This is a genomic window from Lysobacter sp. P5_C4, from assembly GCF_054049695.1.
In genome coordinates, this window is sequence record NZ_JBFULX010000006.1 from 44,292 (window position 1) to 70,128 (window position 25,837).

23 protein-coding genes are annotated in these 25,837 nt (G+C 67.2%); 17 read left to right on the forward strand and 6 right to left on the reverse strand.

Features of this window, described 5'->3' with window-relative positions:
• The first annotated feature begins 12 nt into the window (after positions 1-12).
• From ACXJJ8_RS13980 to radA, 6 genes are all read left to right on the forward strand, one after another.
• On the forward strand, positions 13-1,365 hold the full coding sequence (locus tag ACXJJ8_RS13980) for a lipopolysaccharide biosynthesis protein (protein WP_499031194.1): 1,353 nt from the start codon (positions 13-15) through the stop codon (positions 1,363-1,365).
• Between the two features lie 35 nt (positions 1,366-1,400).
• Positions 1,401-2,579, forward strand: a complete 1,179-nt coding sequence (locus ACXJJ8_RS13985) for a hypothetical protein (RefSeq protein ID WP_499031196.1) — start codon at positions 1,401-1,403, stop codon at positions 2,577-2,579.
• Positions 2,576-3,736, forward strand: coding sequence for a glycosyltransferase family 4 protein (locus ACXJJ8_RS13990; protein ID WP_499031198.1), 1,161 nt, complete (start codon positions 2,576-2,578; stop codon positions 3,734-3,736). The genes ACXJJ8_RS13985 and ACXJJ8_RS13990 overlap by 4 nt, the downstream gene beginning before the upstream one ends.
• Position 3,737: 1 nt before the next feature.
• Complete coding sequence (locus ACXJJ8_RS13995; RefSeq protein ID WP_499031200.1) at positions 3,738-4,505, forward strand: YdcF family protein; 768 nt, start codon at positions 3,738-3,740, stop codon at positions 4,503-4,505.
• Positions 4,506-4,683: 178 nt separating this feature from the next.
• Positions 4,684-5,757, forward strand: coding sequence for a polysaccharide biosynthesis/export family protein (locus ACXJJ8_RS14000; protein WP_499031202.1), 1,074 nt, complete (start codon positions 4,684-4,686; stop codon positions 5,755-5,757).
• 261 nt (positions 5,758-6,018) lie between these two features.
• Positions 6,019-7,416, forward strand: a complete 1,398-nt coding sequence (gene radA / locus ACXJJ8_RS14005; protein WP_499031205.1) for a DNA repair protein RadA — start codon at positions 6,019-6,021, stop codon at positions 7,414-7,416.
• An 18-nt stretch (positions 7,417-7,434) separates the two neighbouring features.
• On the opposite strand, the gene ACXJJ8_RS14010 is transcribed toward radA, so the two are convergent.
• The 5 genes from ACXJJ8_RS14010 to ACXJJ8_RS14030 all read right to left on the reverse strand — a co-directional run bounded on the left by ACXJJ8_RS14010 (position 7,435) and on the right by ACXJJ8_RS14030 (position 12,987).
• A complete protein-coding gene (locus ACXJJ8_RS14010; protein ID WP_499031207.1) occupies positions 7,435-8,997 on the reverse strand; it encodes a DHA2 family efflux MFS transporter permease subunit in 1,563 nt (520 codons plus the stop codon).
• Between the two features lie 9 nt (positions 8,998-9,006).
• Positions 9,007-10,188, reverse strand: coding sequence for an HlyD family secretion protein (locus ACXJJ8_RS14015; RefSeq protein WP_499031209.1), 1,182 nt, complete (start codon positions 10,186-10,188; stop codon positions 9,007-9,009).
• Positions 10,189-10,219: 31 nt separating this feature from the next.
• Complete coding sequence (locus ACXJJ8_RS14020; RefSeq protein ID WP_499031211.1) at positions 10,220-11,677, reverse strand: efflux transporter outer membrane subunit; 1,458 nt, start codon at positions 11,675-11,677, stop codon at positions 10,220-10,222.
• Between the two features lies 1 nt (position 11,678).
• A complete protein-coding gene (locus ACXJJ8_RS14025; RefSeq protein ID WP_499031214.1) occupies positions 11,679-12,125 on the reverse strand; it encodes a MarR family winged helix-turn-helix transcriptional regulator in 447 nt (148 codons plus the stop codon).
• Positions 12,126-12,204: 79 nt separating this feature from the next.
• Entirely contained in the window at positions 12,205-12,987 is a 783-nt protein-coding gene (locus ACXJJ8_RS14030; RefSeq protein ID WP_499031216.1) for a cytochrome C assembly family protein, read from the reverse strand.
• A 71-nt stretch (positions 12,988-13,058) separates the two neighbouring features.
• On the opposite strand from ACXJJ8_RS14030, the gene ffh reads away from it, so the two are divergent.
• The 6 genes from ffh (at position 13,059) to ACXJJ8_RS14060 (ending at position 17,156) form a co-directional block, all read left to right on the forward strand.
• On the forward strand, positions 13,059-14,423 hold the full coding sequence (gene ffh, locus ACXJJ8_RS14035; RefSeq protein ID WP_499031219.1) for a signal recognition particle protein: 1,365 nt from the start codon (positions 13,059-13,061) through the stop codon (positions 14,421-14,423).
• Between the two features lie 90 nt (positions 14,424-14,513).
• Complete coding sequence (gene rpsP, locus ACXJJ8_RS14040) at positions 14,514-14,771, forward strand: 30S ribosomal protein S16 (protein WP_498961820.1); 258 nt, start codon at positions 14,514-14,516, stop codon at positions 14,769-14,771.
• A gap of 35 nt (positions 14,772-14,806) precedes the next feature.
• Positions 14,807-15,346, forward strand: a complete 540-nt coding sequence (gene rimM, locus ACXJJ8_RS14045) for a ribosome maturation factor RimM (RefSeq protein ID WP_499031222.1) — start codon at positions 14,807-14,809, stop codon at positions 15,344-15,346.
• A 2-nt stretch (positions 15,347-15,348) separates the two neighbouring features.
• Positions 15,349-16,116, forward strand: a complete 768-nt coding sequence (trmD, locus tag ACXJJ8_RS14050) for a tRNA (guanosine(37)-N1)-methyltransferase TrmD (RefSeq protein ID WP_499031225.1) — start codon at positions 15,349-15,351, stop codon at positions 16,114-16,116.
• Positions 16,117-16,262: 146 nt separating this feature from the next.
• Complete coding sequence (rplS, locus tag ACXJJ8_RS14055; RefSeq protein ID WP_499031228.1) at positions 16,263-16,676, forward strand: 50S ribosomal protein L19; 414 nt, start codon at positions 16,263-16,265, stop codon at positions 16,674-16,676.
• A gap of 63 nt (positions 16,677-16,739) precedes the next feature.
• Entirely contained in the window at positions 16,740-17,156 is a 417-nt protein-coding gene (locus ACXJJ8_RS14060; RefSeq protein WP_499031231.1) for an RNA-binding S4 domain-containing protein, read from the forward strand.
• 2 nt (positions 17,157-17,158) lie between these two features.
• Here ACXJJ8_RS14060 and mutS read toward each other — a convergent pair whose 3' ends face one another.
• The gene (gene mutS / locus ACXJJ8_RS14065) at positions 17,159-19,696 is read right to left on the reverse strand and encodes a DNA mismatch repair protein MutS (protein WP_499031489.1); all 2,538 of its coding nucleotides are present in this window, start codon (positions 19,694-19,696) and stop codon (positions 17,159-17,161) included.
• A gap of 193 nt (positions 19,697-19,889) precedes the next feature.
• Here mutS and ACXJJ8_RS14070 point away from each other — a divergent pair, with 193 nt between their 5' ends.
• The 5 genes from ACXJJ8_RS14070 to alaS all read left to right on the forward strand — a co-directional run bounded on the left by ACXJJ8_RS14070 (position 19,890) and on the right by alaS (position 25,728).
• Positions 19,890-20,387: a CinA family protein gene (locus ACXJJ8_RS14070; protein WP_499031234.1), complete on the forward strand. Its 498-nt coding sequence runs from the start codon at positions 19,890-19,892 to the stop codon at positions 20,385-20,387.
• Between the two features lie 45 nt (positions 20,388-20,432).
• Entirely contained in the window at positions 20,433-21,065 is a 633-nt protein-coding gene (lexA, locus tag ACXJJ8_RS14075; protein ID WP_499031236.1) for a transcriptional repressor LexA, read from the forward strand.
• A 175-nt stretch (positions 21,066-21,240) separates the two neighbouring features.
• On the forward strand, positions 21,241-22,278 hold the full coding sequence (recA, locus tag ACXJJ8_RS14080) for a recombinase RecA (RefSeq protein WP_499031239.1): 1,038 nt from the start codon (positions 21,241-21,243) through the stop codon (positions 22,276-22,278).
• Between the two features lie 73 nt (positions 22,279-22,351).
• Positions 22,352-22,873 carry a regulatory protein RecX gene (locus ACXJJ8_RS14085; RefSeq protein ID WP_499031492.1) on the forward strand — a complete coding sequence of 174 codons (522 nt, stop codon included), beginning with the start codon at positions 22,352-22,354 and terminating at the stop codon, positions 22,871-22,873.
• A 188-nt stretch (positions 22,874-23,061) separates the two neighbouring features.
• Positions 23,062-25,728 (forward strand): alanine--tRNA ligase, encoded by a 2,667-nt coding sequence (gene alaS, locus ACXJJ8_RS14090; protein WP_499031242.1) that lies wholly within the window; start codon positions 23,062-23,064, stop codon positions 25,726-25,728.
• The last annotated feature ends 109 nt before the right edge of the window (positions 25,729-25,837 follow it).

The window sequence follows — 25,837 nt, forward strand, 5'->3', positions numbered from 1 at the left end:
AGTGTCATCCACATGGATTCGGAGCAGGCAGGCGCCGTCACGATGGAAAGCCCGGCGCGCGTCGCGCAATGGCTGATGCCCGGTTGGAAACGGGCGTTGAAGACGATCACGATGCTGGGCGCGGCGACCGCGATCGGCGCGGTCTGCGTGTTCCTGACGCAAACGCTGCTCGCGCGCGAACTGGGGCCGAACGACTACGGTCTGTTCGCCTCCTCGCTCGCCACCATCACGATGATCGCACCGCTCGCGGGCTTCGGCCTCGCGCAGTTCCGCCTGCGTGTCTATGGCGTGGAAGGCTGGGCGGCGCGGCGCTGGATCGGACCGTCGTTGCGCTTCACCGTCGGCACCTGCGTGCTCGCCATCGCGATCATCATTGGCTGGGCCTTGCTGGTCGCGCCCGATGCGGACACGCGCTACGACCTGCTCGTGCTCATCCCCATCGTGCTACACATCCTGACCATCGAGATGTTGAGCACGAAGTACCGCCTCGAGGATCGCTACGCGCGCATGGCGGGGTGGCAACTCGCGATTCCGGTCAGTCGCCTGCTCGTCGCCTTCGCGCTGTTGCTCGTGCCGCAACTCACGGGCCGATTCGTCGCGACCAGTTACGCGGTGATTTCCCTGGCGATGGTGGTGTGGGCCCTGCCGTTGTTGCGCTCGGTGATGCGCGGGGAGATCGACTTGCGCGGCCACGGGCCGGAGCCGGTCGCCCAGACGCCCGTGCAGGAGCCGCGCGTGTCCGAACTGTGGTCGCAGGCCTGGCCTTTCGGCATGGTCGCGATTCTCTATCCGGTGTTCTTCCAAGTGAGCACGATCCTGCTCAAATACCTGGGTGGCGACAAACAGGCCGGCTTCTGGGCGATCGGCCTTGCGGTGATGACCGCGATCTACCTGATCCCCGCGACGATCTACCAGAAATTCCTGTTGTCGAAATTGCATCGCTGGGCCGCGCACGACCCGAACAAGTTCTGGATGGTCTACAAGCGCGGCAACGTCGGCATGTTCGCGATGGGCGTGGTGGTGAGCATCGGGCTGGCCGTCGTGTCGCCCTTCGTGATTCCGCTGGTGTTCGGCGAGGCCTATCGCGGCGTCGTCGCGATCCTGCTCATCCTGTCCTTGTGTCCGCCCATCCGCTTCCTCTCCACGGCGATGGGCTCGGCACTGCTCACCGACAAGCACATGCGCTACCGCGTCTACGCGATGGCATGGGCGACAGGGGTGGCGATTTTGCTGAACGCCGCCTTGATCCCGGACTTCGGCGTGATCGGCGCCGCCTGGGCGACGGTCACCGCCGAACTGGTGCTGTTGGCGGGAACCTGGCACGGCGTGCGGCAATTCCGGCGGGCCAGGGGCGTCCATCCATGACCTCTCTCTCACGCCCCAATCGTTATCAGAATGTCATGACCGATGTCCCCTACGCCGATCTGGCTGCAGAGCACCAGGCGCCGCCGGCCCGCAACCGGCTCGGCAAGGCAAGCGTGTACGCGATCTTCATCGCGTGGACGCTGTTCGCCGTCTTCATCTACAGCCGTTTCAGCCAGCTCGGCGACGCGCGTTCCTATCTGACCGGCGCCTACGACGACGAAGCCTCGGCGCGCACGTACTTCGTCACCCAGCTCGCGACGACGGTGGTCGGACTGCTCAAGGTCGACGTGCTGGCGCACCTGGTGTTCTCGTTGTTCGCCGCCAGCGGCGTGGCCTACCTGGTCGGGCAGGCGCGCGTGCATGGGCCGTATCGCTGGCCGCTGCTCGCGATCCTGCTGATTCCGAGCTTCGGCGTCTGGGCTTCGGTGGTCGGGCGCGAATCCTTGTACATCGGCCTGCTCGGTTACTTCATGGGTGCGATGGCCGGGTACTTCCGGAAACCATCGTGGAGCAAGTGGTGGTTCGCCGTGTTGTGCATCGCCGGCATGGTGTTCATCCGCGCGCCCTTCGGTGGCGCGATGGGCCTGTTCTTCCTGATGGCCTGGATGTTGCAGCGCGGCCCGCGCGTGGGTTTGAGCCTGGGCGTGCAGGCTTTCCTGATGGTGTTGATCGGCGGCGTCCTGATCATCGCGTTGTGGCCGCAGATCGACGATTACATCGCCAATGAAGTGCTGCCCAAGGCGCGCCTGTATTTCACGATCGACTCCGGCACCACGCGCCTGTGGATCAACATCGAAACCACGCAGGCCTACCTGGCGAGCCTGTGGTGGACGCTGCCGTTGGCGGTTGTCGGACCGACGCCGGCCGAGGTCTTCGCACGCCCGGTGATGCTGCCGTTCATGGTATCGGGCCTGACGGTGTTCTTCCTGCTGCTGTACGCGATCCAGCAGGCGTTCCGCGTTCCCGACGCCACCGGGCGCAAGATCCTCGTGCTCGCGTGGTTGCCCGCAGTGCTGCTGACCCTCGTCGCTTATGTCCCGTTCGGCATGTACAACCCAGGATCGGGCATTCGTTACGCGTCGTGTTTCCTGCTGTTCCTCGTCTTCCCGTGGATGCTGCGTTCGGTGGTGGCGTCGAGGGCGACCGAAGTCGCCGCCGAAAAGCCCTACGTTCCGTATCTGCATCACCATCGTCTGGCGGAGTCCACCCGATGAAGTTCGTCTTCTATGCCAACACGGATTGGTATCTCTACAACTTCCGACTGTCCACCGCCCTGCGATTGAAGGCGGAGGGGCACGACGTCGTCATGTTGTCGCCGCCCGGCGAGTACGGCGAGCGTTTCTCGGCGCACCAGCTGCGCTGGATCCAGCTCACGATGGATCGTGCGAGCCTCAATCCCTGGCGCGAAGCGCAGACCATCAGCGCGCTCACGCGCATCCTGCGCGCCGAACGCCCGGACCTGCTGCACAACTTCACGGTGAAGTGCGCGATCTACGGCGCGCTCGCCGCGCGTGCGGCGCGCGTGCCGGCGGTGGTCAACGCGGTGGCCGGCATGGGCTACGTGTTCGCAAGCGACGCGATGCTGGCGCGCACCTTGCGCCCGATGGTGAAGCTGCTGATGCGTGGCACGCTCGGCGGCAAGCAATCGCGCCTGATCCTGCAGAATCCCGACGACGCCGATGCGTTCGTGCGCGCGCGACTGGTGCCGCAGCAGCACATCCGCGTGATCCGCAGTTCCGGTGTGAACCTCGAACGCTTCCTCCCCGTCGATGCGATCATCGAACCGCGTCCGCTGCGCGTGTTGCTCGCTGCGCGCCTGTTGTGGGAGAAGGGCATCGGCGAGTTCATCGAAGCCGCGCGCATGTTGCGTGCGCAGGGACGCAACATCGAATTCGTGATCGCCGGTTCGCCCGATCCCGGCAATCCGCGGTCGGCCAGTCGCGAACAGGCCGAAGGCTGGGTGGCCGAGGGGCTGGTGGATTGGCGCGGCCACGTCGACGACATGCCCTCGCTGATGCGTTCGATGGATGTCATCGCCTTGCCGAGCTACTACCGCGAAGGCGTGCCGAAAAGCCTGATCGAAGCGGCCGCCTGCGGCCTCGCCGTCGTGACGACGAACTTGCCGGGTTGTCGCGAAGTGGTGAGCGAGGATGGCGTCGACGGGTTGCACGTCGAACCGCGTTGCGCGCGTTCGCTGGCCGAGCGCCTGGCGCTGCTCGACGACGATCGCGTCCTCGTGCGCCGCCTGGGCGATCAGGCGCGCCGCAAGGCGATGGAACACTTCGACGAGCAGATGGTCATCCGCCGCACGATCGAGGTGTACGACGAACTGCTGCCCTCGCGTGGCATGCCGAGCCGGGCGGCGGCCTGATTTGCAATTCCTGCGCGACATCGTCGTCGGACTGACCTTTCCGCTCGCGCTGACACTGGTGTTGCTCGCAGTGGCGGGCGTGGTGTTCGCGCTGCTGAAGTGGAAGCGCGTTGCGTTCGCGCTGGCGGTCCTTGCGATCGGCTGGTCGGCGTTCTGGTCCTTGCCCGGCAACGCCGAGTGGCTGCGCGAATCGCTGGAAGATCGCTACGCCGCGGCGTCGCCGGCGGTCCTGCCGAACGCCGATGCCATCGTCGTGCTCGGCGGTGGCGGTTACACCTGGATCAGCAGGTCTGGCGTCACGCTCGACGACCTCAAGTACAGCCGGCTCGCACAGGGCGCGCGGCTGTACATCGCCGGGCGCTCGCCGCGCGTGATCCTCTCCGGCGGCGGCGAAGGCGGGCGCACCGAGGCACGCAACATGGCGCGCGGCATGCGCAAGTTCGGCGTGCCCGACAACGCCCTGCTGCTGGAAGAACGCAGCACCGACACGACGACCAACGCGCGCTACTCGGCGCAGATCGCCCGCGCCCACGGCGTGCGCTCGGTCCTGCTCGTCACCTCGGCCATCCACATGCCCCGCGCGAGCGTGCTCTTCCGCGGCGCCGGGCTGCAGGTCATCGAAGTGCCGGTGCCCGAGCCGCCGTCCGTCCGCGGCGATCGCTGGGCCGACCGATGGTTGCCCAGCGGCCGTGCCCTGTGGCGCAGCGGCCGTGCGTTGAAAGAGTACGCAGGCCTGATGGCCGCTTGTTTCGAGAGAAAAACCGCGTGAACGCGGGGCCGTTGGCGAAGCCCATCATTTTCACGCGGCGCCGATAACCCTGTCCGTAGGCTGCCGCGGACAACCTGAATTCGGCTCACCGGGGCATCCACGGGGCGAGTCAGGACGCAACAGCATTCCCCAAACACCGGCGCGCGGGCGCGCGCTTCCCAGCTAGGAGGGCTCCACCTTGAACACCCAACTGACGCGCATCGCCACGCTCGCGATCGCACTGGCACTGACGGGCTGCATTCCGGGCCAGACGATGTCGGAAAGGGGGCCGTCGACCATCGTCGACAACGGCCAGGAAATCGCGGTGACCCCGATCACGGCCGACCTGGTGGCCGCCAAGCGGCAGCCGGTGGTGTTGCCGGCCGAGCTCACGGCGTTCCAGCCCAACTCCTATGAAGTCGCTCCCGGCGATACGCTGATCATCACGGTGTGGGACCACCCCGAACTGACCACGCCGGCCGGTTCGCAGCAGCAGGCGATCACCAACGGCCGCCAGGTGCAGTCCGACGGCACGCTGTTCTATCCCTACGCCGGCAAGTTCAAGGTCGGCGGGCTGACGGTCGAGCAGGTGCGCAACACGCTCGAAAAGCGCCTGGCCCGTTACCTCAAGGATCCGCAGGTCGACGTCAACGTCGTCGGCTTCGGTGGCCGCGTGTCGTTGCAAGGTGCCTTCTCCAACACCGCGCCGCAGGACACCACGACCGTGCCGCAGACGCTGGCCCAGGTGATCGGCCGCGCGGGCGTGGATGTCGCCAACGCCAACCTCTCCGGCCTGGTGCTCACGCGGGATGGCAGGAATTACCCGATCGACCTCGACGCGATCAATCGCGACGGCGTCGCGCAGGACATCTACCTCAAGCCCGGCGACCGCGTGTACCTGCCGTACAACGATCGCAACGAGGTCTACGTGGTGGGCGAAGCGCGCGACCCCAAGGCGATCCCGTTCAAGACCAGCGACATGTCGCTGACGCAAGCCCTCGGGCGTGCGGGCGGCCTGAACCCGGAGACGTCGAAAGGCAGCGCGGTCTACGTGATTCGCGGCATGGACGACAAGGGCAATCCGGCGGCGGTGTTCAACCTGGATGCGAGGTCGCCGGCGGCATTCGCGGTGGCATCGCGCTTCACGCTGAAAGCGGGCGACGTGGTGTGGATCGGCCCGGCCGGCATCACGCGTTGGAACCGTTATGTCACACAGCTGCTGCCTTTCTCGGGCCTGATCCGCAACGCGGCGCAGGCCGGGAGCGACTTGTAAGGCAAAACGCGGGGAAAAACAGATCGACCAACGCTCGCGCGACGTCAGGGACGGCGTTCGCGCGAGCCTCCGGGCAAGGACGCGCGGACGGATTCAGACAGGGACGCGCGCCAAGGATGGCGTCGCAAGGCCGGGGACCGCCCCGGCCTTTTTTTATGCGCGCGATTTTCCGGGCACGGTCCGGGTTTCGCCGAAGCGTTGTCGCACGTCGTGGGATTGCACGGGCTACGATGCGCCATCGCCCAAGCAAGTGCAGTTCGAATGGCCAAGGTCGCCAGCGGCAAGAAACCGAAGAATTCCGCCTACGTCTGCAACGAGTGCGGTGCGGACTACGCCAAGTGGCAAGGGCAGTGCGATGCGTGCGGAGCGTGGAATTCGCTGAGCGAAATCGCGCTCGAATCCGCATCGACGGCTGCGCCTGCGGCGCGGCGCGACGGCTGGGCAGGAAAGGTCGACGCGCCGCAGGTCACCGCGTTGCGCGAAGTGCGCCACAGCGAAGAAGCCCGCGTGACCACCGGCATCGGCGAGTTCGATCGCGTGCTCGGCGGCGGTTTGGTCGAAGGCGCGGTCGTGCTGGTCGGCGGCGATCCGGGCATCGGTAAATCCACCCTGTTGTTGCAAGCGCTCGCGCAAATGGGCGCCACGTTGCCGGGCCTGTACGTCACGGGCGAGGAATCGCTTGCACAGGTGGCCGGGCGCGCGGTGCGCCTGGGGTTGCCGATCGATCATTTGCACGCGCTCGCCGAAACCGGCGTGGAGCGCATCCTCGAGCAGGCGGTCGCCATGCGCCCGAAGGTGATCGTCGCCGACTCGGTGCAGACGCTCTGGACCGAATCCCTCGGCGCAGCGCCCGGTTCGGTCAGCCAGGTGCGCGAGAGTGCGGCGCGCCTGGTGCGCTACGCGAAGGAAACGGGAACGACGGTGTTCCTCGTCGGCCACGTCACCAAGGAAGGCGGGATCGCCGGCCCGCGCGTGCTCGAACACATGGTCGACGCGGTGCTGTACTTCGAGGGCGAAAGTGGCAGCCGCTTCCGCGTGCTGCGCGCGTTCAAGAACCGCTTCGGCGCCGTCAACGAGCTCGGCGTGTTCGCGATGGGCGAAAAGGGCCTGCGCGAAGTCCCCAACCCGTCGGCGATCTTCCTCTCCGGCGGCAGCACCGCGCAGCCCGGCAGCGCGGTGATGGTCACGCGCGAGGGCACGCGGCCGTTGCTGGTCGAAGTGCAGGCGCTCGTCGATTCCTCCCCGCTGTCCAACCCGCGCCGCGTCGCCGTCGGCCTGGAACAGAATCGCCTGGCGATGTTGCTGGCCGTGCTGCATCGCCATGGCGGCGTGGGCGTCGGGGACCAGGATGTCTTCGTCAATGTCGTCGGCGGCATCCGCCTGCAGGAAACGGCGGCGGACTTGCCCGTGTTGCTGGCGGTGCTCTCTTCGCTGCGCGACCGCCCGCTCGCCGAGAAAACCGTCGCTTTCGGCGAGATAGGCCTATCCGGCGAAATCCGCCCGGTGCCCAACGGCGAAGAACGTCTGCGCGAAGCCGCGACGCATGGTTTCAAGCGCGCGATCGTGCCGAAGGCGAACGCGCCGAAGGCCAGCGCGTTCAAGGGGCTGGAGGTCATCGCCGTCGAGCGATTGTCGGATGCGTTGTCGGCGGCGAGTTGATCGCCGCCGCGCGAGTGGCTAGTGGCCGGCCGCGGCTTCCGGCCCGGCCTTCGCCTGGAACGGCGGCTTGGCGATCCAAACGAACGCGATCACGATCAGGAACACGATCCCGAGCAGGTGGAAGATCTCGTTGAAGCCGATCTGCGCGGCCTGGTTGGAGATCAGGCGTTCCAGCACCGCCGCGCCGCGTTGCAGGTCGCCGTTGCCCAGGCGCGTGGCCGCCTCGGTCGTCGCCGGGTCGTAGGCCGACAGTTTTTCCGTCAGGTGCGCGTGGTGCACGGCGCCGCGTTCAGACCACATGTAGGTGGTCAGCGACGCGGCGAATGAACCGCCCAGCGTTCGCATGAACGTCGCCAGCCCCGAGCCTGCCGCGATCTCGTGCGGCTGCAGGTCCGACAGCAGGATCTGCAACACCGGCATGAAGAACAACGCCACGCCGAAGCCTTGCAACAGCTGCACCATCGCGATGTGGTTGAAGTCGACGTCCAGGTTGAACCCGGCGCGCGCGAAACTCGTCAGCGACAACGCGATGAACGCCGCGGTCGCCAGCGCCCGCAGGTCGAACTTGTGCGCGTACTTGCCCACGAAGGGCGTCAGGATCACCGGCAGGATGCCGATCGGCGCCGTGGCGAAGCCCGCCCAGATGGCCGTATACCCGAGGTTGCGCTGCAGCCACAGCGGCACGAGGATGCTGGCGCTGAAGAACGATGCGTACGCCAGGACGAGTGCAGCCGTGCCCGCGCTGAAATTGCGGTGGCGGAACAGGCGCAGGTTGACGATCGGGTCCTTGTCCGTCATCTCCCAGATCACGAACACCGCGAGGGAGATCGTCGAGAGGATCGCGAGCGCGACGATGAGGTTGGATCGGAACCAATCTTCGTCGTTGCCCAGGTCGAGCAGGATCTGCAGCGCGCCCACGCCGAGCACCAGCGTGATCAGGCCGACGTAATCCATCTTCGGCTTTTCGAGCCGCTCCGGGCGGCCCTTCAACTGCCGCCCGACCACGAACGAGCAGAAAATCCCGATCGGCACGTTGATGAAGAAGATCCATTCCCACGAATAGTTGTCGGTGATCCAGCCGCCGAGGATCGGGCCCGCGATGGGCGCGACGACGGTCACCATCGCCAGCAACGCGATCGCCTGCCCGCGTTTGTGCGCCGGGTAGATCGAAATCAACAAGGCCTGCGTGATGGGATACATGGGGCCCGCGACGAAGCCCTGCAGCGCGCGCGCAGCCACCAGCAGGCCCATGCTGTTGGCAAGGCCGCACAAAAAGGAGGCAACGACGAACAACGCCGTCGCCCACACGAAGAGCTTGCGCTCGCCGAAATGCCGCGTCAGCCAACCGGTGAGCGGCAAGGCGATCGCGTTGCTCACCGCGAAGGACGTGATCACCCACGTCGCCTGGTTCGCGCTGCCGCCGAGGTTGCCGGAGATCGTCGGCAAGGAGACGTTCGCGATCGTCAGGTCGAGCACCTGCATGAACGAGGCGAGCGCCAGGCCGATCGTCGTGAGCGCCATGTTCGGCGGGCGGAAGCCGGCCTGCGGCAGCGGCGCCGCGTTTGCGGTCGTTGCGGACATGGGTGTGGCTTAGCCGCGACGGCCCAGGTTCGCTTCCACGATCTTCGCGATGCGCGCGTTGGCATCGGCCAATTGCCTGGCGTAGGCATCGGTCGTCAGCAACGGCTTGGCGGGCGGCGCCGCGGCGAGCAGGGGGCCGCTGAGATCGCGGATCGAAACGTCGGTATGCATCGACAGGCCCAGGCGCAGCGGATGCGCCTTCAGCTGTTCGGTGTCCACCGAAATGCGCACCGGCACGCGCTGCACGATCTTGATCCAGTTGCCGCTCGCGTTCTGCGCCGGCAACAGCGCGAATGCGCTGCCCGTGCCGAGGCCCAGGCTCACGAGGTGGCCATCGAAGCGCACGTCCTTGCCGTACAGGTCCGAATGCAGTTCCACCGGCTGGCCGATGCGCATGTTGGCGAGCTGCGTTTCCTTGAAGTTCGCCTCCACCCACACCTGTTCCAGCGGAACGACCGTCATCAGCGTGACACCCGGCTGCACGCGCTGGCCGAGCTGCGTCGAACGCTTGGCGACGTAACCGGTCACCGGCGCGACGATCGCCATGCGCTGCAGGTTGAGGTAGGCCTGGCGCAATTGCGCGGCGGCGGCGGCGACCTGCGGCTGCGTTTGCACCGTGGTCGCATCGACGAGCGCGCGATTGCGCGAGAGGTTTTCGTTCGACCCGGCGAGTGCGGCTTGCGCGGCGGCGAGTTCGTCGCGCGCATGCGCGAGTTCCTCGGCGGCGACCGCGCCGGTCGCGACCAGGCCCGCGCGGCGCGCGACGTCCTGCTTGGCCTGTTGCACTGCGACGCGACGCGCGGCGATGTCGGCGTGGTTCGCTTCGACCGCGCTGTACAGGCCACGCGCCTGGCGCACCGCATTGGCGAGGTTGGCTTCGGCCTGTTCGTACGCCACCCGCGCGTCGTTCGGATCGAGTTGCACAAGCACTTGGCCGGCGATGACCTTCATGCCGTCGTCGGCGCCGATGCTGACGACCRTGCCCTGCGTCTGCGGCGTGATCGAGACGACATTGCCGAGGACGTACGCATCGTCGGTGTCTTCGTGCCAGCGCGCGACGAGGAAATACCAGGCGATCCAGGCGATCGCGGCGATGACGACGACGGCCGCGAGGATCAGCAGCGCACGCTTGCGCTTGCTCACCGGTGCGTCGGCAGGCGCTGCGGCATTGGGATTGAGTTGTTGGGTCATGGCTGGGCGCGAGGAAAAGTGGGGGAGGCGATCAGTGGGTGGAGGCTTGCGCGTTGGCGTCGAGCGCGACCGGATGGGCGATCTGCAGTCCGCCGCCGAGCGCGCCCTGCAGGTCGACCGTCGCCTGCAGGCGTTGCGCTCGAAGTGCGTCGATCTGCTGGTCGAACTGCAACAGCGGGCGTTGCGCGGCGAGCACGTCGAGCTGCGTCCCCAGGCCCGCCTTGTAACGTTGCGAGGCGACCGAGTACGCGGCCTGCGCCGCCTCGCGCGCCTGGGCGAGCGTTGCGAGCTGTGCTTCGAGCGCGCGCGCCGATTGCACGGCATCGGCGACTTCCCGTACCGCGCCGACCAGCGTCTGGTCGTAATCGGCGACCGCCAGGTCGTAGGCCGCGTCGGACTTGGCGAGCGCGTTGCGCAGGCGCCCGCCGTCGAAGATCGGCAGGCTCAACGCGGGACCGCCGTTGACGAGCGCGGCATCGCTGGAGAACAGATCGGACAAATGTCCCGACGCGAGCCCGGCCAGGATGTTGAGATTCACCGCCGGATAGAACGCGGCTTTTGCGACGTGGATGGATTCGCCCGCCGCTTCCACGCGCCAGCGCGCGGCGACGACATCGGGGCGATGGCCGAGCAAGTCGCTCGGCAACACGTCCGGCACGCCGGGTGCCGGCGCTTGCAGCACTGCTGGTTTGGCGATCGCGCGGCCGCGATCCGCGCCCTTGCCCAGCAGCGCAGCCAGGGCGTTGCGCGCCAGGTCGGCCTGCTGCAACGCGGCCTGCGCCTGTTGCTTCGCCGCGCCGACGGTGGCTTGCGCGTTGCGCAGCTGCAATTGATTGTCGATGCCGGCCTTGACGCGTTGGTCCGCAAGCGCCGCAAGGCTCGACGCACGCGCGCCTTCGGCTTCCGCGGTCTGCGCGGCGTCGTGCGCGAGTGCGAGGGCGATGTAGGTGCGTGCGATGTTCGATGCGAGCATCAGGCGCGCGGCCTGCGCGTCGACTTCCGTTGCGCGGGCCTGGTCGAGCGCACCGCGCCATTGCGCCGCGTGCGCACCCCACAGGTCGATGCTCCACTTGAAGTTGAGCCCGAGCAGGTAAATGTTCTGGTAGTCGCCGCCGAGGCCTTCGGGAGCGATGCTTTCGGGAACGAGCAGGCCGATGTATTGCGCGCTCGCGCCCAGGGTCGGCTTGCGCTCGGCATTGGCCAGGCCCGCTTGCGCGGCGGCCTGGCGCACGCGCGCATCGGCGGCGGCCACCGACGGCGTGCCTGCGAGCGCTTCGTCGATCAGGGCGTTCAATTGCGGATCGCCGTACGCGGCCCACCAATCGTGCGCGGGGAACTGCGCATCGGAGGTGGCGCCGAAGGATTGTTTCGACGTCAGCGTGGCGTTCGCATCGCGCGGCTGCGTTTCCGGCGTGAGGCCGTGCGTGCTCGCGCAGCCCGCGACGGAGACGGTTGCGGCGAGGGCGAGCGGGAGTAGTGACAGGCGCATGTCAGTCCTGTGCCGCGAGGTTGTCGCGGACCTGGGAGAGGAGTCGGAGGAGTTCTTCGCGTTCGTTGGGGCTGAGATGCGCCATCGCGAGGTCGTGCACGCGTTGCGCCGAGGGTGCGATGTCGTTCCACATCGCGCGGCCGGCGTCGGTCAGCATGATCGTCAGCGCACGGCGGTCGCCGGGGACGGCCTCACGGGCGAGCAGGCCGCGCTCTTCGAGCTTGTCGAGCAGGCGCGTCATCGCGCCCGGATGCAGGTAGGCCGCGCGCGCCAGCTCGGTCGCGCCCGCCGGTCCGTAGGACAGCGTCTTGAGCGTGATGTATTGGGTGAAGTTGAGGTCGTGGCCGTTGGCGGCGAGCTCGGCTTCCATCCGGGCCCACATGGCGTCGCGGACCTGGCGGAACAGCAGGCCCAGGGAGGAGCCGTTGCAGGGAGGGGTGGTCGTCATGGCGCGGCATGTTGGATGCACGCGCAATAGTTGTCAAGGCAATTATTGTTAAAGCAGCCTTCCCACGATTTCAGCCTGTTTACACCCGTTTGAGGACCATCTCCAGCACGAACTGGCTGCCGAAAAACGCCAGCATCAGCAGCGCCATGGCCACCAGCGTCCACCGCACCGCCTTCGCCCCGCGCCAGCCCCAGCGCCATCGACCGAGCAGGAGCACCCCGAAGGCCAGCCACGACAGCACGCTCAACACGGTCTTGTGCACCAGGTGCTGCGCAAACAGGTTCTCGACGAAGAGCACGCCGGTCAGCAACGTGGCCGTCAGCAACCCGAAGCCCACCGCGATCGTGCGGAACAGCAGCGACTCCAGTTGCGTCAGCGGCGGCATCGCGCGCAGCCAACCATGGAATTCGCGGCGGCGCAGTGCGCGTTCCTGCGCCCAGAGCAAGACGGCGATCAGGGCGGCGATGCCGAGCGTCGCGTAGGCGAGCAACGCACACCATGCATGCAATTGCAGGCGCCAGTCGAGCGGCGCTGCATTGACGTGCCCGCGCGAAGCGTAGGCGATGGCGACGATCGCCGCGATGGGAAACACGATCACGCCCAGCGCCGCCATGCGCCCGCTCGCGCCGAACGCGGTCGTGAGCACGGCCATGCCCAGGCCGACGAGCGAGAGTGCGGAAAAGAAATGCAGGTCGAGCGCGCCGGCGCCGTGCCAGGTCGTCGCGTGCAGGGCGACGTGCAAGGCCAGAGCGATCAACGCGGGCAACAACCACGCACGTCCACGCGCGTCGCGCGCGACGTCGCGGGCAAGCAGCCCGGCGGCGACCAGGTAGGACAGGGCAGCGATGAATGCGAGCGTCATGCCGGGAGTGTGCCACGGCGCAGGGGCTATACTGCGCGGCCTGCTTTTGCGCCTGTTTCCAAGACCCCGACATGTTCGAATCCCTGACCCAGCGACTCTCCGGCACCATCGAGCGCCTGCGCGGCCGCGGCCGGCTGACCGAGGAGAACATCCGCGAGACCTTGCGCGAAGTGCGCATCGCGCTGCTCGAAGCGGATGTCGCGCTGCCGGTGGTGCAGGCGCTGGTCGAACGCATCAAGGTGCGCGCCGTCGGGCAGGAAGTGCTGAAGTCGCTGACGCCGGGCCAGGCGCTGATCAAGATCGTGCGCGACGAACTCACCTCCGTGATGGGCGCGGCCGCGACCGATCTGAACCTCAACGTCCCCGCGCCCGCCGTCATCCTGATGGCCGGCCTGCAGGGCGCCGGCAAGACCACCACGGTCGCCAAGCTCGCCAAGCACCTCAGGGAACGCCGCAAGAAGAAGGTGATGGTCGTGTCGGCCGACGTGTACCGCCCGGCCGCGATCGAACAGTTGAAGACGCTCGCGCAGCAGGTCGACGTGCTGTGGTTCCCGTCCGACGCCTCGCAGAAGCCCGAAGCGATCGTGCGCGCCGCCATCGACGATGCGCGCAAGTCCTTCGCCGACGTGCTCATCGTCGACACCGCCGGCCGCACGAGCATCGACGAAGCGATGATGCGCGAGATCCAGGCGCTGCATGCAGCGGTTTCGCCGGTCGAAACCTTGTTCGTCGTCGACTCGATGACCGGCCAGGACGCCGCGGTCACCGCGAAACATTTCGGCGATGCGCTGCCGCTCACGGGCGTGGTGCTCACCAAGACCGACGGCGACGCGCGCGGTGGCGCCGCGCTGTCGGTGCGTTACATCACCGGCAAGCCGATCAAGTTCATCGGCACGGGCGAGAAGCCCGATGGCCTCGACGTCTTCCATCCCGATCGCGTCGCCAGCCGCATCCTCGACATGGGCGACGTGCTGTCGCTGGTCGAGCAGGTCGAGCAGCAGGTCGACAAGGACAAGGCAGCCAAGCTCGCCGAGAAGGTCGCCAAGGGCAAGCGCTTCAATCTCGAAGACATGCGGGACCAGCTCGAGCAGATGCAGAACATGGGCGGTTTGCACGGGCTCATGGACAAGCTGCCGGGCATGGGCCAGGTGCCCGAGCACCTGAAAAACCAGGTCACCGGCAAGGAAGTGCCGCGCATGATGGCGATCATCGGCTCGATGACGCCGAGGGAGCGCCGCAACCCGCACCTGCTCAACGGCTCGCGCCGCGCGCGCATCGCGAAGGGCTCGGGCACCTCGCCGGCCGACGTGAACAAGCTGCTGAAGCAGTTCCAGCAGATGGAAAAGATGATGGGCAAGCTGGCCGGCGGCGGCATGAAGGGCCTCATGCGCGGGATGAAGGGCATGATGGGCGGCGGCGGGATGCCGTTCCGCTGATCCGGGGTTTCCCCCCGGCCGGGGTGTGGTCTACAATCGCCGGCTTACCTCGGCACGTCCGCCGACTGGGCAACACAGGAACTCCGCACCATGGTCAAGATTCGCCTCACCCGCGGCGGCGCGAAGAAGCGCCCCTTCTACCACATCATCGTCACCGACAGCCGCAGCGCGCGCGACGGCCGCAACATCGAGCGCCTGGGTTACTACAACCCGATCGCGTCGGGCGCCGAGAAGTCGGTCGAACTGAACACCGAACGCCTGAATTTCTGGGTCGGCCAGGGCGCGCAGATGAGCGACAAGGTCGCCAATCTCGCCAAGCAGGCCGTCAAGGCCGCGCCGGCTGCCTGAGTTCCGCAGTCGCGCCAACGCGCGACGCGCACCTCATGAGTGAACAAGACGCCCCGCAGAAGGACATTCTGCCGGGGCGTCTGCTTTTGGTCGGCAAGTTGCACGGCGGCTTCGGCATCAAGGGCGAAGTGAAGCTCGAGAGCTTCACGGAACCGCCGGAACGCATCTTCAAATACCAGCCCTGGACGATGCGCGACGCGCAGGGCCGCGAGCGCGCGTGCACCGGCGCGAAAGGCCGCGTCACGCCCAAGGGCGTCGTCGCCGTCCTTCCCGACATCACCGATCGCGACGCCGCCGACGCACTGCGCGGCACCGAACTCTACGTCCCGCGCTCCACGCTCCCGCCACCGGCGCCCGGCGAGTATTACTGGGTCGACCTCGAGGGGCTGCGCGTGGTGAACATGGAAGGCGTGGATTTCGGCACCGTTTCGCACCTGTTTTCCACGGGCGCGAACGACGTGCTGGTGGCGCAGGGCGATCGCGAACGCATGATTCCCTTCGTCGAACCCGACTTCGTGAAATCCGTCGATTTCGAAAGCGGCCTGGTCACCGTCGACTGGGATGCGGATTTCTGAGCATGCGCGTCGACATCGTCAGCCTGTTCCCGGAATTCGTCGCGCAATGCGCGGCCTTCGGTGTCGTCGGGCGGGCGCAGGAACGCGGCTTGCTGTCGCTGCACGGCTGGAACCCGCGCGATTACGCACCCGGCAATTACCGCCGCGTGGATGATCGTCCGTTCGGCGGCGGGCCGGGCATGGTGATGCTGATCGATCCGCTGCACGACGCGATCGCAGCCGCGCGCGCGGCCGATCCCGCGCAGGCGCGCGTCGTCTACCTCACGCCCCAGGGCACGCGCCTGGCCCAGGCCAAGGTGCGCGAACTCGCGGCGCTGCCGCGCCTGGTCCTGTTGTGCGGCCGCTACGAAGGCGTCGACGAACGCCTGATCGAGGCGGAGGTCGACGAGGAACTCTCGATCGGCGACTACGTGCTCTCCGGCGGCGAGCTGGCCGCTGCGGTCGTGGTCGACGCCGTCGCCCGCCTGCAGGAGGGCGCGCTGAACGACGCCGAATCCGCGCTCCAGGACAGTTTCGAAGGCGGCCTGCTCGATTGCCCGCATTACACGCGGCCGGTCGAACACGCGCTCGGCAAGGTCCCCGAGGTGCTGCTGTCCGGCAACCACGCCCAGATCGCCCGCTGGCGGCGGATGGAAAGCCTCGGCCGCACCTGGCTGCGCCGGCCGGACCTGCTGGATGAACAGGCCCTCGCAAAGGCCGATCTCGGTCTGTTGGAAGACTTCCGGGCGCGATACATGCGGGGCATCGACGAGCCTGACGGCGACGCGTAACTCCCGGCTTCTCAAAAGAAAAGCTGGCATTGGGCCCCGATGGGCCGCTAGAATGTGCGGCTTCGTCCCACAGCCCCGGTACCGGCCTTGCGTCGGCGCCCGATAACAAGCGTCGCGCACCTGCGCGAACACCAACAGGCCGTCCCATGAACAAGCCCTCGCTCAACACGCTGCTGCAGAACTTCGAAACCGACCAGATCCAGCGCAAGCTGCCCGACTTCGGCCCCGGCGACACGGTCGTGGTGAACGTCAAGGTCAAGGAAGGCAACCGCGAACGCATCCAGGCCTATGAAGGCGTGGTCATCGCCAAGAAGAATGCCGGCCTGAACTCCGCTTTCACCGTGCGCAAGATCTCGCACGGCTACGGCGTCGAGCGCGTGTTCCAGACCCACAGCGCCGCCATCGACTCGGTCGAAGTGAAGCGCCGTGGCGACGTCCGCTCGGGCAAGCTGTATTACCTCCGTGGCCTGGAAGGCAAGGCTGCGCGCATCAAGGAAGACCTCGCCGGCAACGCGAAGGCCAAGGCCGCTGCGGCCGCTGCCGCTGCCGCGCAGCAGTAAGCTTCCGCGCCGGATGCACCCGAAACGACCGCCTCTTGGCGGTCGTTTTGTTTATATCGACCCATGACGACCGAACACCCCGCCACCGCCCCGCAACCCGGCGTCCGCATCGACGTCTGGCTTTGGGCGGCGCGCTTCTTCAAGACACGCAGCCTGGCCAAGCAGGCCATCGCAACCGGCAAGGTCGAGATCGGCGGACAGCGCGCGAAAGCCTCGCGCCAGGTCCACGTCGATGAGGCGATGACGATCGTGCGCGGCGAGGAACGCTTCGAGATCGGCGTGCGCGGTCTGTCCGACACGCGCGGCCCGGCGAAAGTGGCGCAGGCCTTGTACGAAGAAAGTGTCGAGTCACGCGAACGGCGTGCGGTGGAGCGTGCGACGCGAGCGGCCGAGCGTGCGGGCTACCAGGCGCCTGGAACCAAGCCCGACAAGCGCGCACGTCGTCTGATTCGCGCGCTCGGCGACATCGACGCGTCGTAGCGCTACAGCAACCCCTTCAGCCGATACAGGGCTTCCAGCGCCTGCCGCGGCGTCAGTTCGTCGGGTTCGATTCCCGCCAACGCTTCCAGCGCCGCCGACGACGGCGCGAACAAACCGAACTGCTGCGGCGAATCCAGCGCTTCCACCGTCAGCGGCATCGACGGCGCGTCGCGTCCCTGCTGTTCGAGTTCCGCCAGGCGCGCGCGCGCCTGCCGCACGACCGACTTCGGCAAGCCCGCGAGTGCCGCGACCTGCAAGCCGAAGCTGCGATTGGCAGGGCCGTCCTTGACGGCATGCATGAAGACCAGCGTATCGCCGTGCTCGACCGCGTCCAGATGCACGTTCGCGATGCCGCTGCCCGGTTCGGCGAGCGCGGTGAGTTCGAAATAGTGCGTCGCGAACAGCGTGTAGCTGCGATTGACCGCCGCCAGGTGCCGCGCGCACGCATCGGCGAGCGCGAGGCCGTCGTAAGTCGACGTGCCGCGGCCGATCTCGTCCATCAACACCAGCGACTCGCTCGTCGCGTGGTGGAGGATGTAGCTGGTCTCCGCCATTTCGACCATGAAGGTCGACTGCCCGCGTGCGAGGTCGTCGCCGGCGCCGATGCGCGTCAGGATGCGGTCGATCGGCCCGATCTGCGCACGCGACGCCGGCACGAAGCTGCCGATGTGCGCGAGCAACACGATCAGCGCGTTCTGCCGCATGTAGGTCGACTTGCCGCCCATGTTCGGGCCGGTGACCACGCGCATTCGCACGGTGTCGTCGAACACCAGGTCGTTCGGTTCGAAGGGCTCGTTGCGCACCGCTTCGACGACGGGATGGCGGCCGCGTTCGATGCACAGGCCCGGCGCGTCGCGCAATTCCGGGCGCGACCAGTCGAGCGCCTGCGCGCGATCGGCGAAACACGCCAGCACGTCGAGTTCGGACAGCGCCGACGCGCAACGCCTGAGCGCATCCAGGTCCTGGTTCAAGGCATCGAGCAAGCCTTCGTACAACAGCTTCTCGCGCGCCAGCGATCGCTCGCGCGCGGAGAGCACCTTGTCCTCGAATTGCTTGAGTTCCTCGGTGATGTAGCGCTCGGCGCCGGTCAGTGTCTGGCGGCGCGTGTAGTGCGTCGGCGCCTTCTCGGCCTGGCCCTTGCTGATCTCGATGAAATACCCGTGGACGCGGTTGTAGCCGACCTTCAGCGTCGCGATGCCGCTGGCGGCGCGTTCGCGGGCTTCCAAGTCGACGAGGAACTGGTCTGCGTGCGACGACAGGCGGCGCAGTTCATCGAGTTCGCCGTCGTAGCCTTCGGCGAAAATGCCACCGTCGCGTGCGAGCACCGGCGGTTGCGGGACGATCGCGGAGGCGAGCAGGGCTGCATGCGACGCGTGTTCGCCGAGCCCGTCGGCAAGCGCCTGCAAACGCGGGGAATCGAGCGGCGCCAGCACGTTGCGCACGTCGGGGAGCATGCAAAGGCCGTCGCGCAACGTCGACAGATCGCGCGGCCGCGCGCTGCGCAGTGCAACGCGCGTCAAGATGCGTTCGATGTCACCGAGCGCGCGGAAGCGTTCGCGCAAGGCGACGTCGCCGCGCTGGTCGATGAGGGTGGCGACGGCATGGTGCCGCTCGCCGACGATGCGCCGATCGCGCAGCGGACGATGCAACCAGCGACGCAACAAACGGCCGCCCATCGGGGTGATCGTCGAATCGAGCACGCCGAGCAGGGTGGTGCGCACGTCGCCGTCGATCCTCGTATCGAGTTCGAGGTGGCGACGCGTGGCGGCGTTCATCGCGATCGCACCGTCGCTGGCTTCCACCGCGATCGACGACAGATGCGGCAGGCGCTGCTTCTGCGTTTCCTCGACGTAGCCGAGCAGCGCGCCGGCGGCGGCGATCGCGCGCGGGCGGTCTTCGATGCCGAACCCGGTGAGATCGTGCAGTCCGAAGAATTGCAGGAGCTGGCGGCGGCCGCTGTCGGCGTCGAACAGCCACGGCGCGCGGCGCCGCACGCCCGTGCGCGCCATGACGGAGGCGCGCACGCCGTCTTCGTCGGGCACGAGCACTTCGGCCGGTTCCAGGCGCGCGATTTCGGCGTCGAGCGCGTCGTCGCCATCGACTTCGTTGACCAGGAAACGGCCGCTGGACAGATCCATCCATGCAAGCCCGTAACCGCGCTTGTCGCGCGAGAGCGCGAGCAGCAGCGTGTCGCGGCGTTCGGACAGCAACGCTTCGTCGGTGACGGTGCCCGGCGTGACGATGCGGACGACCTTGCGTTCGACGAGGCCTTTCGACGCAGCCGGGCCACCGATCTGTTCGCAGATGGCGACCGATTCGCCCAGCGCGACCAGGCGCGCGAGATACCCTTCGTACGCGTGCACGGGAACGCCGGCCATCGGAATCGGTTGGCCGGCCGAGGAGCCGCGCTGGGTCAGCGTGATGTCGAGCAGGCGCGCAGCCTTGCGCGCATCGTCGAAGAACAATTCGTAGAAGTCGCCCATGCGGAAGAACAGCAACACGTCCGGGTGCTCCGCCTTGGCGGCGAAGAACTGGCGCATGAGCGGCGTGTGGGCGTCGTTGCGCGCGGCGGCGCGCGGGTCGATCGATTCGTGGAGGGACACGGCGTCGGGCAGGGCGGGATGCCGCGGCAGTATGACAGCGCGCTGTCCGCCAGCGACGCGGTACGTGTCCGATTCCTGCGCGCCTCGCGAAATTGCGCTACAAGACGCGCCTTCCCCCGCGGCCCCCCCCATGACCGTTCCCGATGACCTCGCACTGCAGTCGCTTTCGCAAGACCTTGGCGAAAGCCTGCGCGCCGCGCGCCACAGGCTGGTGACCGCCGAAAGTTGCACCGGCGGCTGGATCGCGAAGGCGGTGACGGACGTGGCCGGCTCGTCGGACTGGTTCGACTGCGGCCTGGCCGCCTACAGCTACGAGGCGAAGCAGGCGCTGCTTGGCGTGCGGCCCGAGACCCTGGAGCGCTTCGGCGCGGTGAGCCGGGAGACGGTGATCGAAATGGTGTCGGGGGCGCTCGTGACCTCCGGGGCCACGCTGGCTGTCGCGGTCACCGGGATCGCGGGCCCCGGTGGCGGCACCCACGACAAGCCGGTCGGGACGGTCTGGCTGGCGTGGAAACGCCGCGGTGGCTACCCGAAGGCCGAGGTGTTCCACTTCGATGGCGACCGCGAGGCGGTGCGTCGACAAACCGTTTCGGCCGCATTGCAGGGCCTGCGGACACTGCTCGACTGAGGAAGAGTTGACGGGCACCACCGGTTAGCAGTAATACTACTAACCATGGAACTGACCGATACCCAGCAAGCCATCCTGGCCCTGATCGCCGAGCGCATCGAGCGCGATGGGCTCCCGCCGTCCCAGACGGAGATCGCCCACGCCTGCGGCTTCAAGGGCGTGCGCGCGGCGCAGTACCACCTCGAGGCGCTGGAGCAGGCCGGCGCCATCCAGCGGATTCCCGGCGTGGCGCGCGGCATCCGCATCGTCGATGGCGCGCAGCCACGGCCGGCGATGCACGCCGCCAACGAAGACATGTTGCGCTTGCCTGTCCTCGGCCGGGTGGCGGCGGGCGTGCCCATCGGCGCGGATGTCGGCGGCGACAGCTACGTGCTGCTGGACCGCGTGTTCTTTTCGCCCACGCCCAACTACCTGTTGAAGGTGAAGGGCGATTCGATGATCGACGAGGGCATCTTCGATGGCGACCTGATCGGCGTGCACCGCACGCGCGACGCGCGCTCGGGCCAGATCGTGGTGGCGCGCGTGGACGATGCGATCACCGTCAAGCTGCTCAAGCTCTCCGCCGATCGCATCCGCCTGTTGCCACGCAACCCGGATTACGCGCCCATCGAGGTGCAACCCGGGCAGGACTTCGAAATCGAAGGCCTGTATTGCGGCCTGGTGCGGCCCAACCGTTGAACCCCATGACAGCTTCGCATCAGTGTTTTCCTGACACGCGCGCGCGGCATTACCCGATACCGCTGACCAGCGCGAAAGGAAAAAATCCAAACCCATGCGAACTCGTCTCAACCCGCGCGACCGCCGCTCCGTAACGTCGTCGCCAACAGAACACCATCCCAATCAGGACACGACCATGGACGAGAACAAGAAGCGCGCCCTTTCCGCCGCCCTCGGGCAGATCGAGAAGCAGTTCGGCAAGGGCTCGGTCATGCGCATGGGCGACAAGGCCGTGGAGCCGGCGGAAGTCATCGGCACCGGCTCGCTCATGCTCGACATCGCGCTCGGCATCGGCGGCCTGCCCAAGGGGCGCGTCGTCGAAATCTATGGTCCGGAGTCCTCGGGCAAGACCACGCTGACGCTGCAGACGATCGCGCAGTGCCAGAAGGGCGGCGGCACCGCGGCGTTCATCGACGCCGAACACGCGCTCGATCCCATCTACGCGCAAAAGCTCGGCGTCAACATCGACGACCTGCTGGTCTCCCAGCCCGACACCGGCGAGCAGGCCCTGGAAATCGCCGACATGCTCGTGCGCTCCGCAGCGGTGGACATGGTCGTCATCGACTCCGTCGCCGCGTTGACCCCCAAGGCCGAAATCGAAGGTGAAATGGGCGACCAGTTGCCCGGTCTCCAGGCGCGCCTGATGAGCCAGGCGCTGCGCAAGCTCACCGGCAACATCAAGCGCAGCAACTGCATGGTGATCTTCATCAACCAGTTGCGCATGAAGATCGGCGTGATGATGCCGGGCCAGAGCCCGGAGGTAACCACCGGCGGCAACGCGCTGAAGTTCTACGCCTCCGTACGCCTGGACATCCGTCGCATCGGTTCGGTGAAGAAGGGCGACGAGATCATCGGCAACGAAACGCGCATCAAGGTCGTCAAGAACAAGATGGCGCCGCCGTTCAAGCAGGTCATCACCGAAATCCTCTACGGCGAAGGCATCAGCCGCGAAGGCGAGCTGATCGAAATGGGCGTCAATGCCAAACTGGTGGAGAAGTCGGGCGCCTGGTACAGCGCGTATGACGAGCGCATCGGCCAGGGCAAGGAAAACGCCCGCCAGTTCCTCAAGGAAAATCCGCAGATGGCAGTTCGCCTGGAATCCGAACTGCGCGCCAAGCTTGCGCCGGCGCCGGAAGCCCCGCGCGATGCGACGGAAAGCACCGCGGAAGCCTGACCCATCGTCCTCCCCGCTGGCTATGGGATGGCGCAGTGGGGAGGACGATCGGGCCTCTGGTGACGGCGTGTCGATCGACGTCGCGTCGGTCGACACAGCGCCGGGCGCCGCCGGTGATTCGTCGGCGCGCAAGGCCCGTCGCAAGCGGCCCGAACCTACGCCGGCGCAGCGCGCGCTCGGCTTGCTGGTGCGTCGCGAACACTCTCGCGTCGAGCTCACCCGCAAACTCACCGCGCGCGGTGTCGAACGCGAGGAAGCCGTCGCCGCCATCGACAAACTCGAGGCGGCGGGCTGGCAGAACGACGAACGCTTCGCGGAGCTCCTGGTCCGCAGTCGTGCGGCCACCGGTTACGGGCCAGTGCGCATCCGGGCGGAGCTCGGCATGCATTCCCTCGGCCGCGAAGCGGTCGCCGCCGCGATGGAAACGGCAGAGGTGAATTGGGAGGCGCACGCGCGCGACCTGGTGCGTCGTCGCTTCGGCGAGGACCTCGCGAATGACCGCGACCGCCAGCGCAAGGCGGCCGATTGGCTCCTGCGCCGCGGCTTCACCGGTGCACAAGTGCGCGCCGCCACGCGCCTGGATCCCGACGACTGAGCGTCCCGGGCGCGGTTGAATCCCGCCGCGCAGCCCATACGCCTGCGGACACTGCTCCGCATGGCCTGATACGCTTGGCGTCTTCGGGAGCGCCGCTTCCGCGAGCGCCGGTACCGGCCACGCGGGGCAGGTGCGTACGCCAGAAACGCGCGAGCGTGACATTCCCGGCCCCTTCCCCCGGTTGACCCATGAATTCGCCCAACGCCATTCGCACCAGCCATCAGATCCGGTCCGATTTCCTCGAGTTCTTTCGCTCCAAGGGGCACACCATCGTGCCGTCCAGCCCGCTGGTGCCGGGAAACGACCCCACGCTGCTGTTCACGAACGCGGGCATGGTGCAGTTCAAGGATGTCTTTCTCGGCGCGGAGAAGCGCAGCTACGCGCGCGCGACGAGTTCGCAGCGCTGCGTGCGCGCCGGCGGCAAGCACAACGATCTCGACCAGGTGGGTTACACCGCGCGCCACCACACCTTCTTCGAGATGCTCGGCAACTTCAGCTTCGGCGACTACTTCAAGCGCGATGCCATCGCGTGGGCGTGGGAATTGTTGACGCAAGTGTGGAAGCTGCCGCCCGAGCGTCTGCTCGTGACGATCTACCACACCGACGACGAAGCCTTCGACATCTGGAACAAGATCGTCGGCCTGCCGCCCGAGCGCATCATCCGCATCGGCGACAACAAGGGCGCGCCCTACGCATCGGACAACTTCTGGCAGATGGCCGACACCGGCCCCTGTGGCCCGTGCACGGAAATCTTCTACGACCACGGGCCGCACATCCCCGGCGGCCCGCCGGGGTCGCCCGATGAAGACGGCGATCGCTACATCGAAATCTGGAACAACGTCTTCATGCAATTCGATCGCCAGCCCGACGGCACGCTCGTGCCGCTGCCGGCGCCGTGCGTGGATACCGGCATGGGCCTGGAACGCCTCGCGGCCGTCCTCCAGCACGTGCACAGCAACTACGAGATCGACCTGTTCCAGCACTTGATCCGCGCCGCGGCAAAGATCACGCACACGGCCGACCTCGAACACAAGTCGCTGCGCGTCATCGCCGATCACATCCGCGCGTGCAGCTTCCTCATCGTGGACGGCGTGCTGCCTTCGAACGAAGGGCGCGGTTACGTGCTTCGCCGCATCATTCGTCGTGCGGTGCGCCATTTCTGGAAGCTGGGCGCGCTGCAGCCCGACGGTGCGTTCTGGCGCATGGTCGCGCCCTTGTGCGAAGTGATGGGCGAGGCCTATCCGGAGCTGGTCGCCAAGCGCGATCTCGTCGAACGCTCGCTCAGGGCCGAAGAAGCCGCGTTCGCGCAGACGCTCGATGCGGGCATGCAGCGCCTGGATGGCTACCTGCACCAATCCGAAGGTGCGCTCACCGGCGAACAGATCTTCCAGCTGCACGACACCTACGGTTGCCCGCCGGATCTCATCGCCGACATCCTGCGCGAGAAGGGCATGACGCTGCCCGCGCAGACGACGGCCGAATACGAACGCCTGATGGAGCAGCAGCGCGAACGCGCGCGCGCCGCGGGCAAGTTCGGCGGCGGCATCGCCTTGCCGGGCGAATTGATCGCGCAGCTCTCGCCGACGCAGTTCGAAGGGTACGAGAACACCGAGCAGGACGACCTCGTCGTGCAGGCCATCGTGCGCGACGGGCGCCCGGTCGATGCCTTGCGCGCAGGCGAAGAGGCCGTGATCGTGCTCGATCGCACGCCCTTCTATGCCGAGAGCGGTGGCCAGGTCGGCGACATCGGCGTACTTGGCAAAGGCGGCGTCGAGTTTCTCGTACGCGATACCTTGAAGCTGGCAGGCCAGTTCCACGGCCATGTCGGCAAAATGGAACGTGGACAACTCAGGGTCGGCGATCGCATTACCGGGATGATCGACGCACCGCGCCGTGCCGCCACCGTCCTCAACCACAGCGCGACGCACCTGCTGCATTCGGCGCTGCGCACCGTGCTCGGCACGCACGTCACTCAGAAAGGATCGCTGGTCGCGCCCGATCGCCTGCGCTTCGACTTCTCGCATTTCCAGCCGGTCACCGCGCAGGAACTGGCGACGATCGAGCGCATGGTGAACGCGGAAATCCGCGGCAACCACGCGGCCGACATCCACCACATGGGCATGCAGGAAGCGCTCGACTTCGGCGCGATGGCGCTGTTCGGCGAAAAATACGGCGAGCGCGTGCGCGTCCTGCGCATGGGACAGACCTCGACGGAATTGTGCGGCGGCACGCATGTCTCACGCACCGGCGACATCGGGCTGTTCAAGATCGTGTCCGAAGGGGGCGTGTCCGCCGGCGTTCGCCGCATCGAAGCGGTGACCGGGCAGGGGGCGCTCGACTACGTCACGGACGAGGAGCGCCGCTTGAACGACGCCGCCAGGCTGCTGGGTGGAAACGCCAGCGATGTGAACGAAAAACTCCGCGCACTGCTCGATCGGCAAAAGAAGCTGGAGCGCGAACTCGAACAACTGAAGGCCAAGGCCGCGTCGGGTGCCACCTCCGACCTCGCGGGCGGCGCCGTCGACGTGAACGGCACGCGCGTGCTCGCCGTGCGCCTGGAAGGGTTCGACGCGAAGGCACTGCGCGACGCGATGGATCGTTTGAAGCAACAGCTCGGCGACGCGGTGATCGTCCTGGCCGGCGCAAGCGAAGGCAAGGCCGCGCTGGTCGCGGGCGTGAGCGGTTCGGCGGCCGGGAAAGTCAAGGCCGGGGAACTGCTGGCGCATGTCGCCAGTCGTATCAACGGCAAGGGTGGTGGGCGTCCGGACCTCGCGCAGGGCGGGGGCGACGACGGCCCTGCATTGCAAGCGGCGTTGGAGGCGGTTCCGCAGTGGGTGGCCGAGCGCCTACACTGATTGTCCGGTCCCCGGCGTCGCTTACGGGGTGCATGACGAGTTGCGGTTGTGGGCCCACGTGGCCCGCGACTATGATCGTTCAGCTTCGAGCACCAATGGATGTGCCCCG

Coding starts and splice junctions, on each gene's coding strand:
- ACXJJ8_RS14070 (WP_499031234.1), top strand. CDS start 19,890: ATGACCGTTCCCGATGACCTCGCACTGCAGTCGCTTTCGCAAGACCTT.
- recA (WP_499031239.1), top strand. CDS start 21,241: ATGGACGAGAACAAGAAGCGCGCCCTTTCCGCCGCCCTCGGGCAGATC.
- alaS (WP_499031242.1), top strand. CDS start 23,062: ATGAATTCGCCCAACGCCATTCGCACCAGCCATCAGATCCGGTCCGAT.
- lexA (WP_499031236.1), top strand. CDS start 20,433: ATGGAACTGACCGATACCCAGCAAGCCATCCTGGCCCTGATCGCCGAG.
- ACXJJ8_RS13980 (WP_499031194.1), top strand. CDS start 13: ATGGATTCGGAGCAGGCAGGCGCCGTCACGATGGAAAGCCCGGCGCGC.
- ACXJJ8_RS14030 (WP_499031216.1), bottom strand. CDS start 12,987: ATGACGCTCGCATTCATCGCTGCCCTGTCCTACCTGGTCGCCGCCGGG.
- rplS (WP_499031228.1), top strand. CDS start 16,263: ATGAACAAGCCCTCGCTCAACACGCTGCTGCAGAACTTCGAAACCGAC.
- rimM (WP_499031222.1), top strand. CDS start 14,807: ATGAGTGAACAAGACGCCCCGCAGAAGGACATTCTGCCGGGGCGTCTG.
- trmD (WP_499031225.1), top strand. CDS start 15,349: ATGCGCGTCGACATCGTCAGCCTGTTCCCGGAATTCGTCGCGCAATGC.
- ACXJJ8_RS13985 (WP_499031196.1), top strand. CDS start 1,401: ATGACCGATGTCCCCTACGCCGATCTGGCTGCAGAGCACCAGGCGCCG.
- ACXJJ8_RS14020 (WP_499031211.1), bottom strand. CDS start 11,677: ATGCGCCTGTCACTACTCCCGCTCGCCCTCGCCGCAACCGTCTCCGTC.
- ACXJJ8_RS14010 (WP_499031207.1), bottom strand. CDS start 8,997: ATGTCCGCAACGACCGCAAACGCGGCGCCGCTGCCGCAGGCCGGCTTC.
- ACXJJ8_RS14025 (WP_499031214.1), bottom strand. CDS start 12,125: ATGACGACCACCCCTCCCTGCAACGGCTCCTCCCTGGGCCTGCTGTTC.
- radA (WP_499031205.1), top strand. CDS start 6,019: ATGGCCAAGGTCGCCAGCGGCAAGAAACCGAAGAATTCCGCCTACGTC.
- ffh (WP_499031219.1), top strand. CDS start 13,059: ATGTTCGAATCCCTGACCCAGCGACTCTCCGGCACCATCGAGCGCCTG.
- ACXJJ8_RS14060 (WP_499031231.1), top strand. CDS start 16,740: ATGACGACCGAACACCCCGCCACCGCCCCGCAACCCGGCGTCCGCATC.
- rpsP (WP_498961820.1), top strand. CDS start 14,514: ATGGTCAAGATTCGCCTCACCCGCGGCGGCGCGAAGAAGCGCCCCTTC.
- ACXJJ8_RS13990 (WP_499031198.1), top strand. CDS start 2,576: ATGAAGTTCGTCTTCTATGCCAACACGGATTGGTATCTCTACAACTTC.
- mutS (WP_499031489.1), bottom strand. CDS start 19,696: ATGCGCCAGTTCTTCGCCGCCAAGGCGGAGCACCCGGACGTGTTGCTG.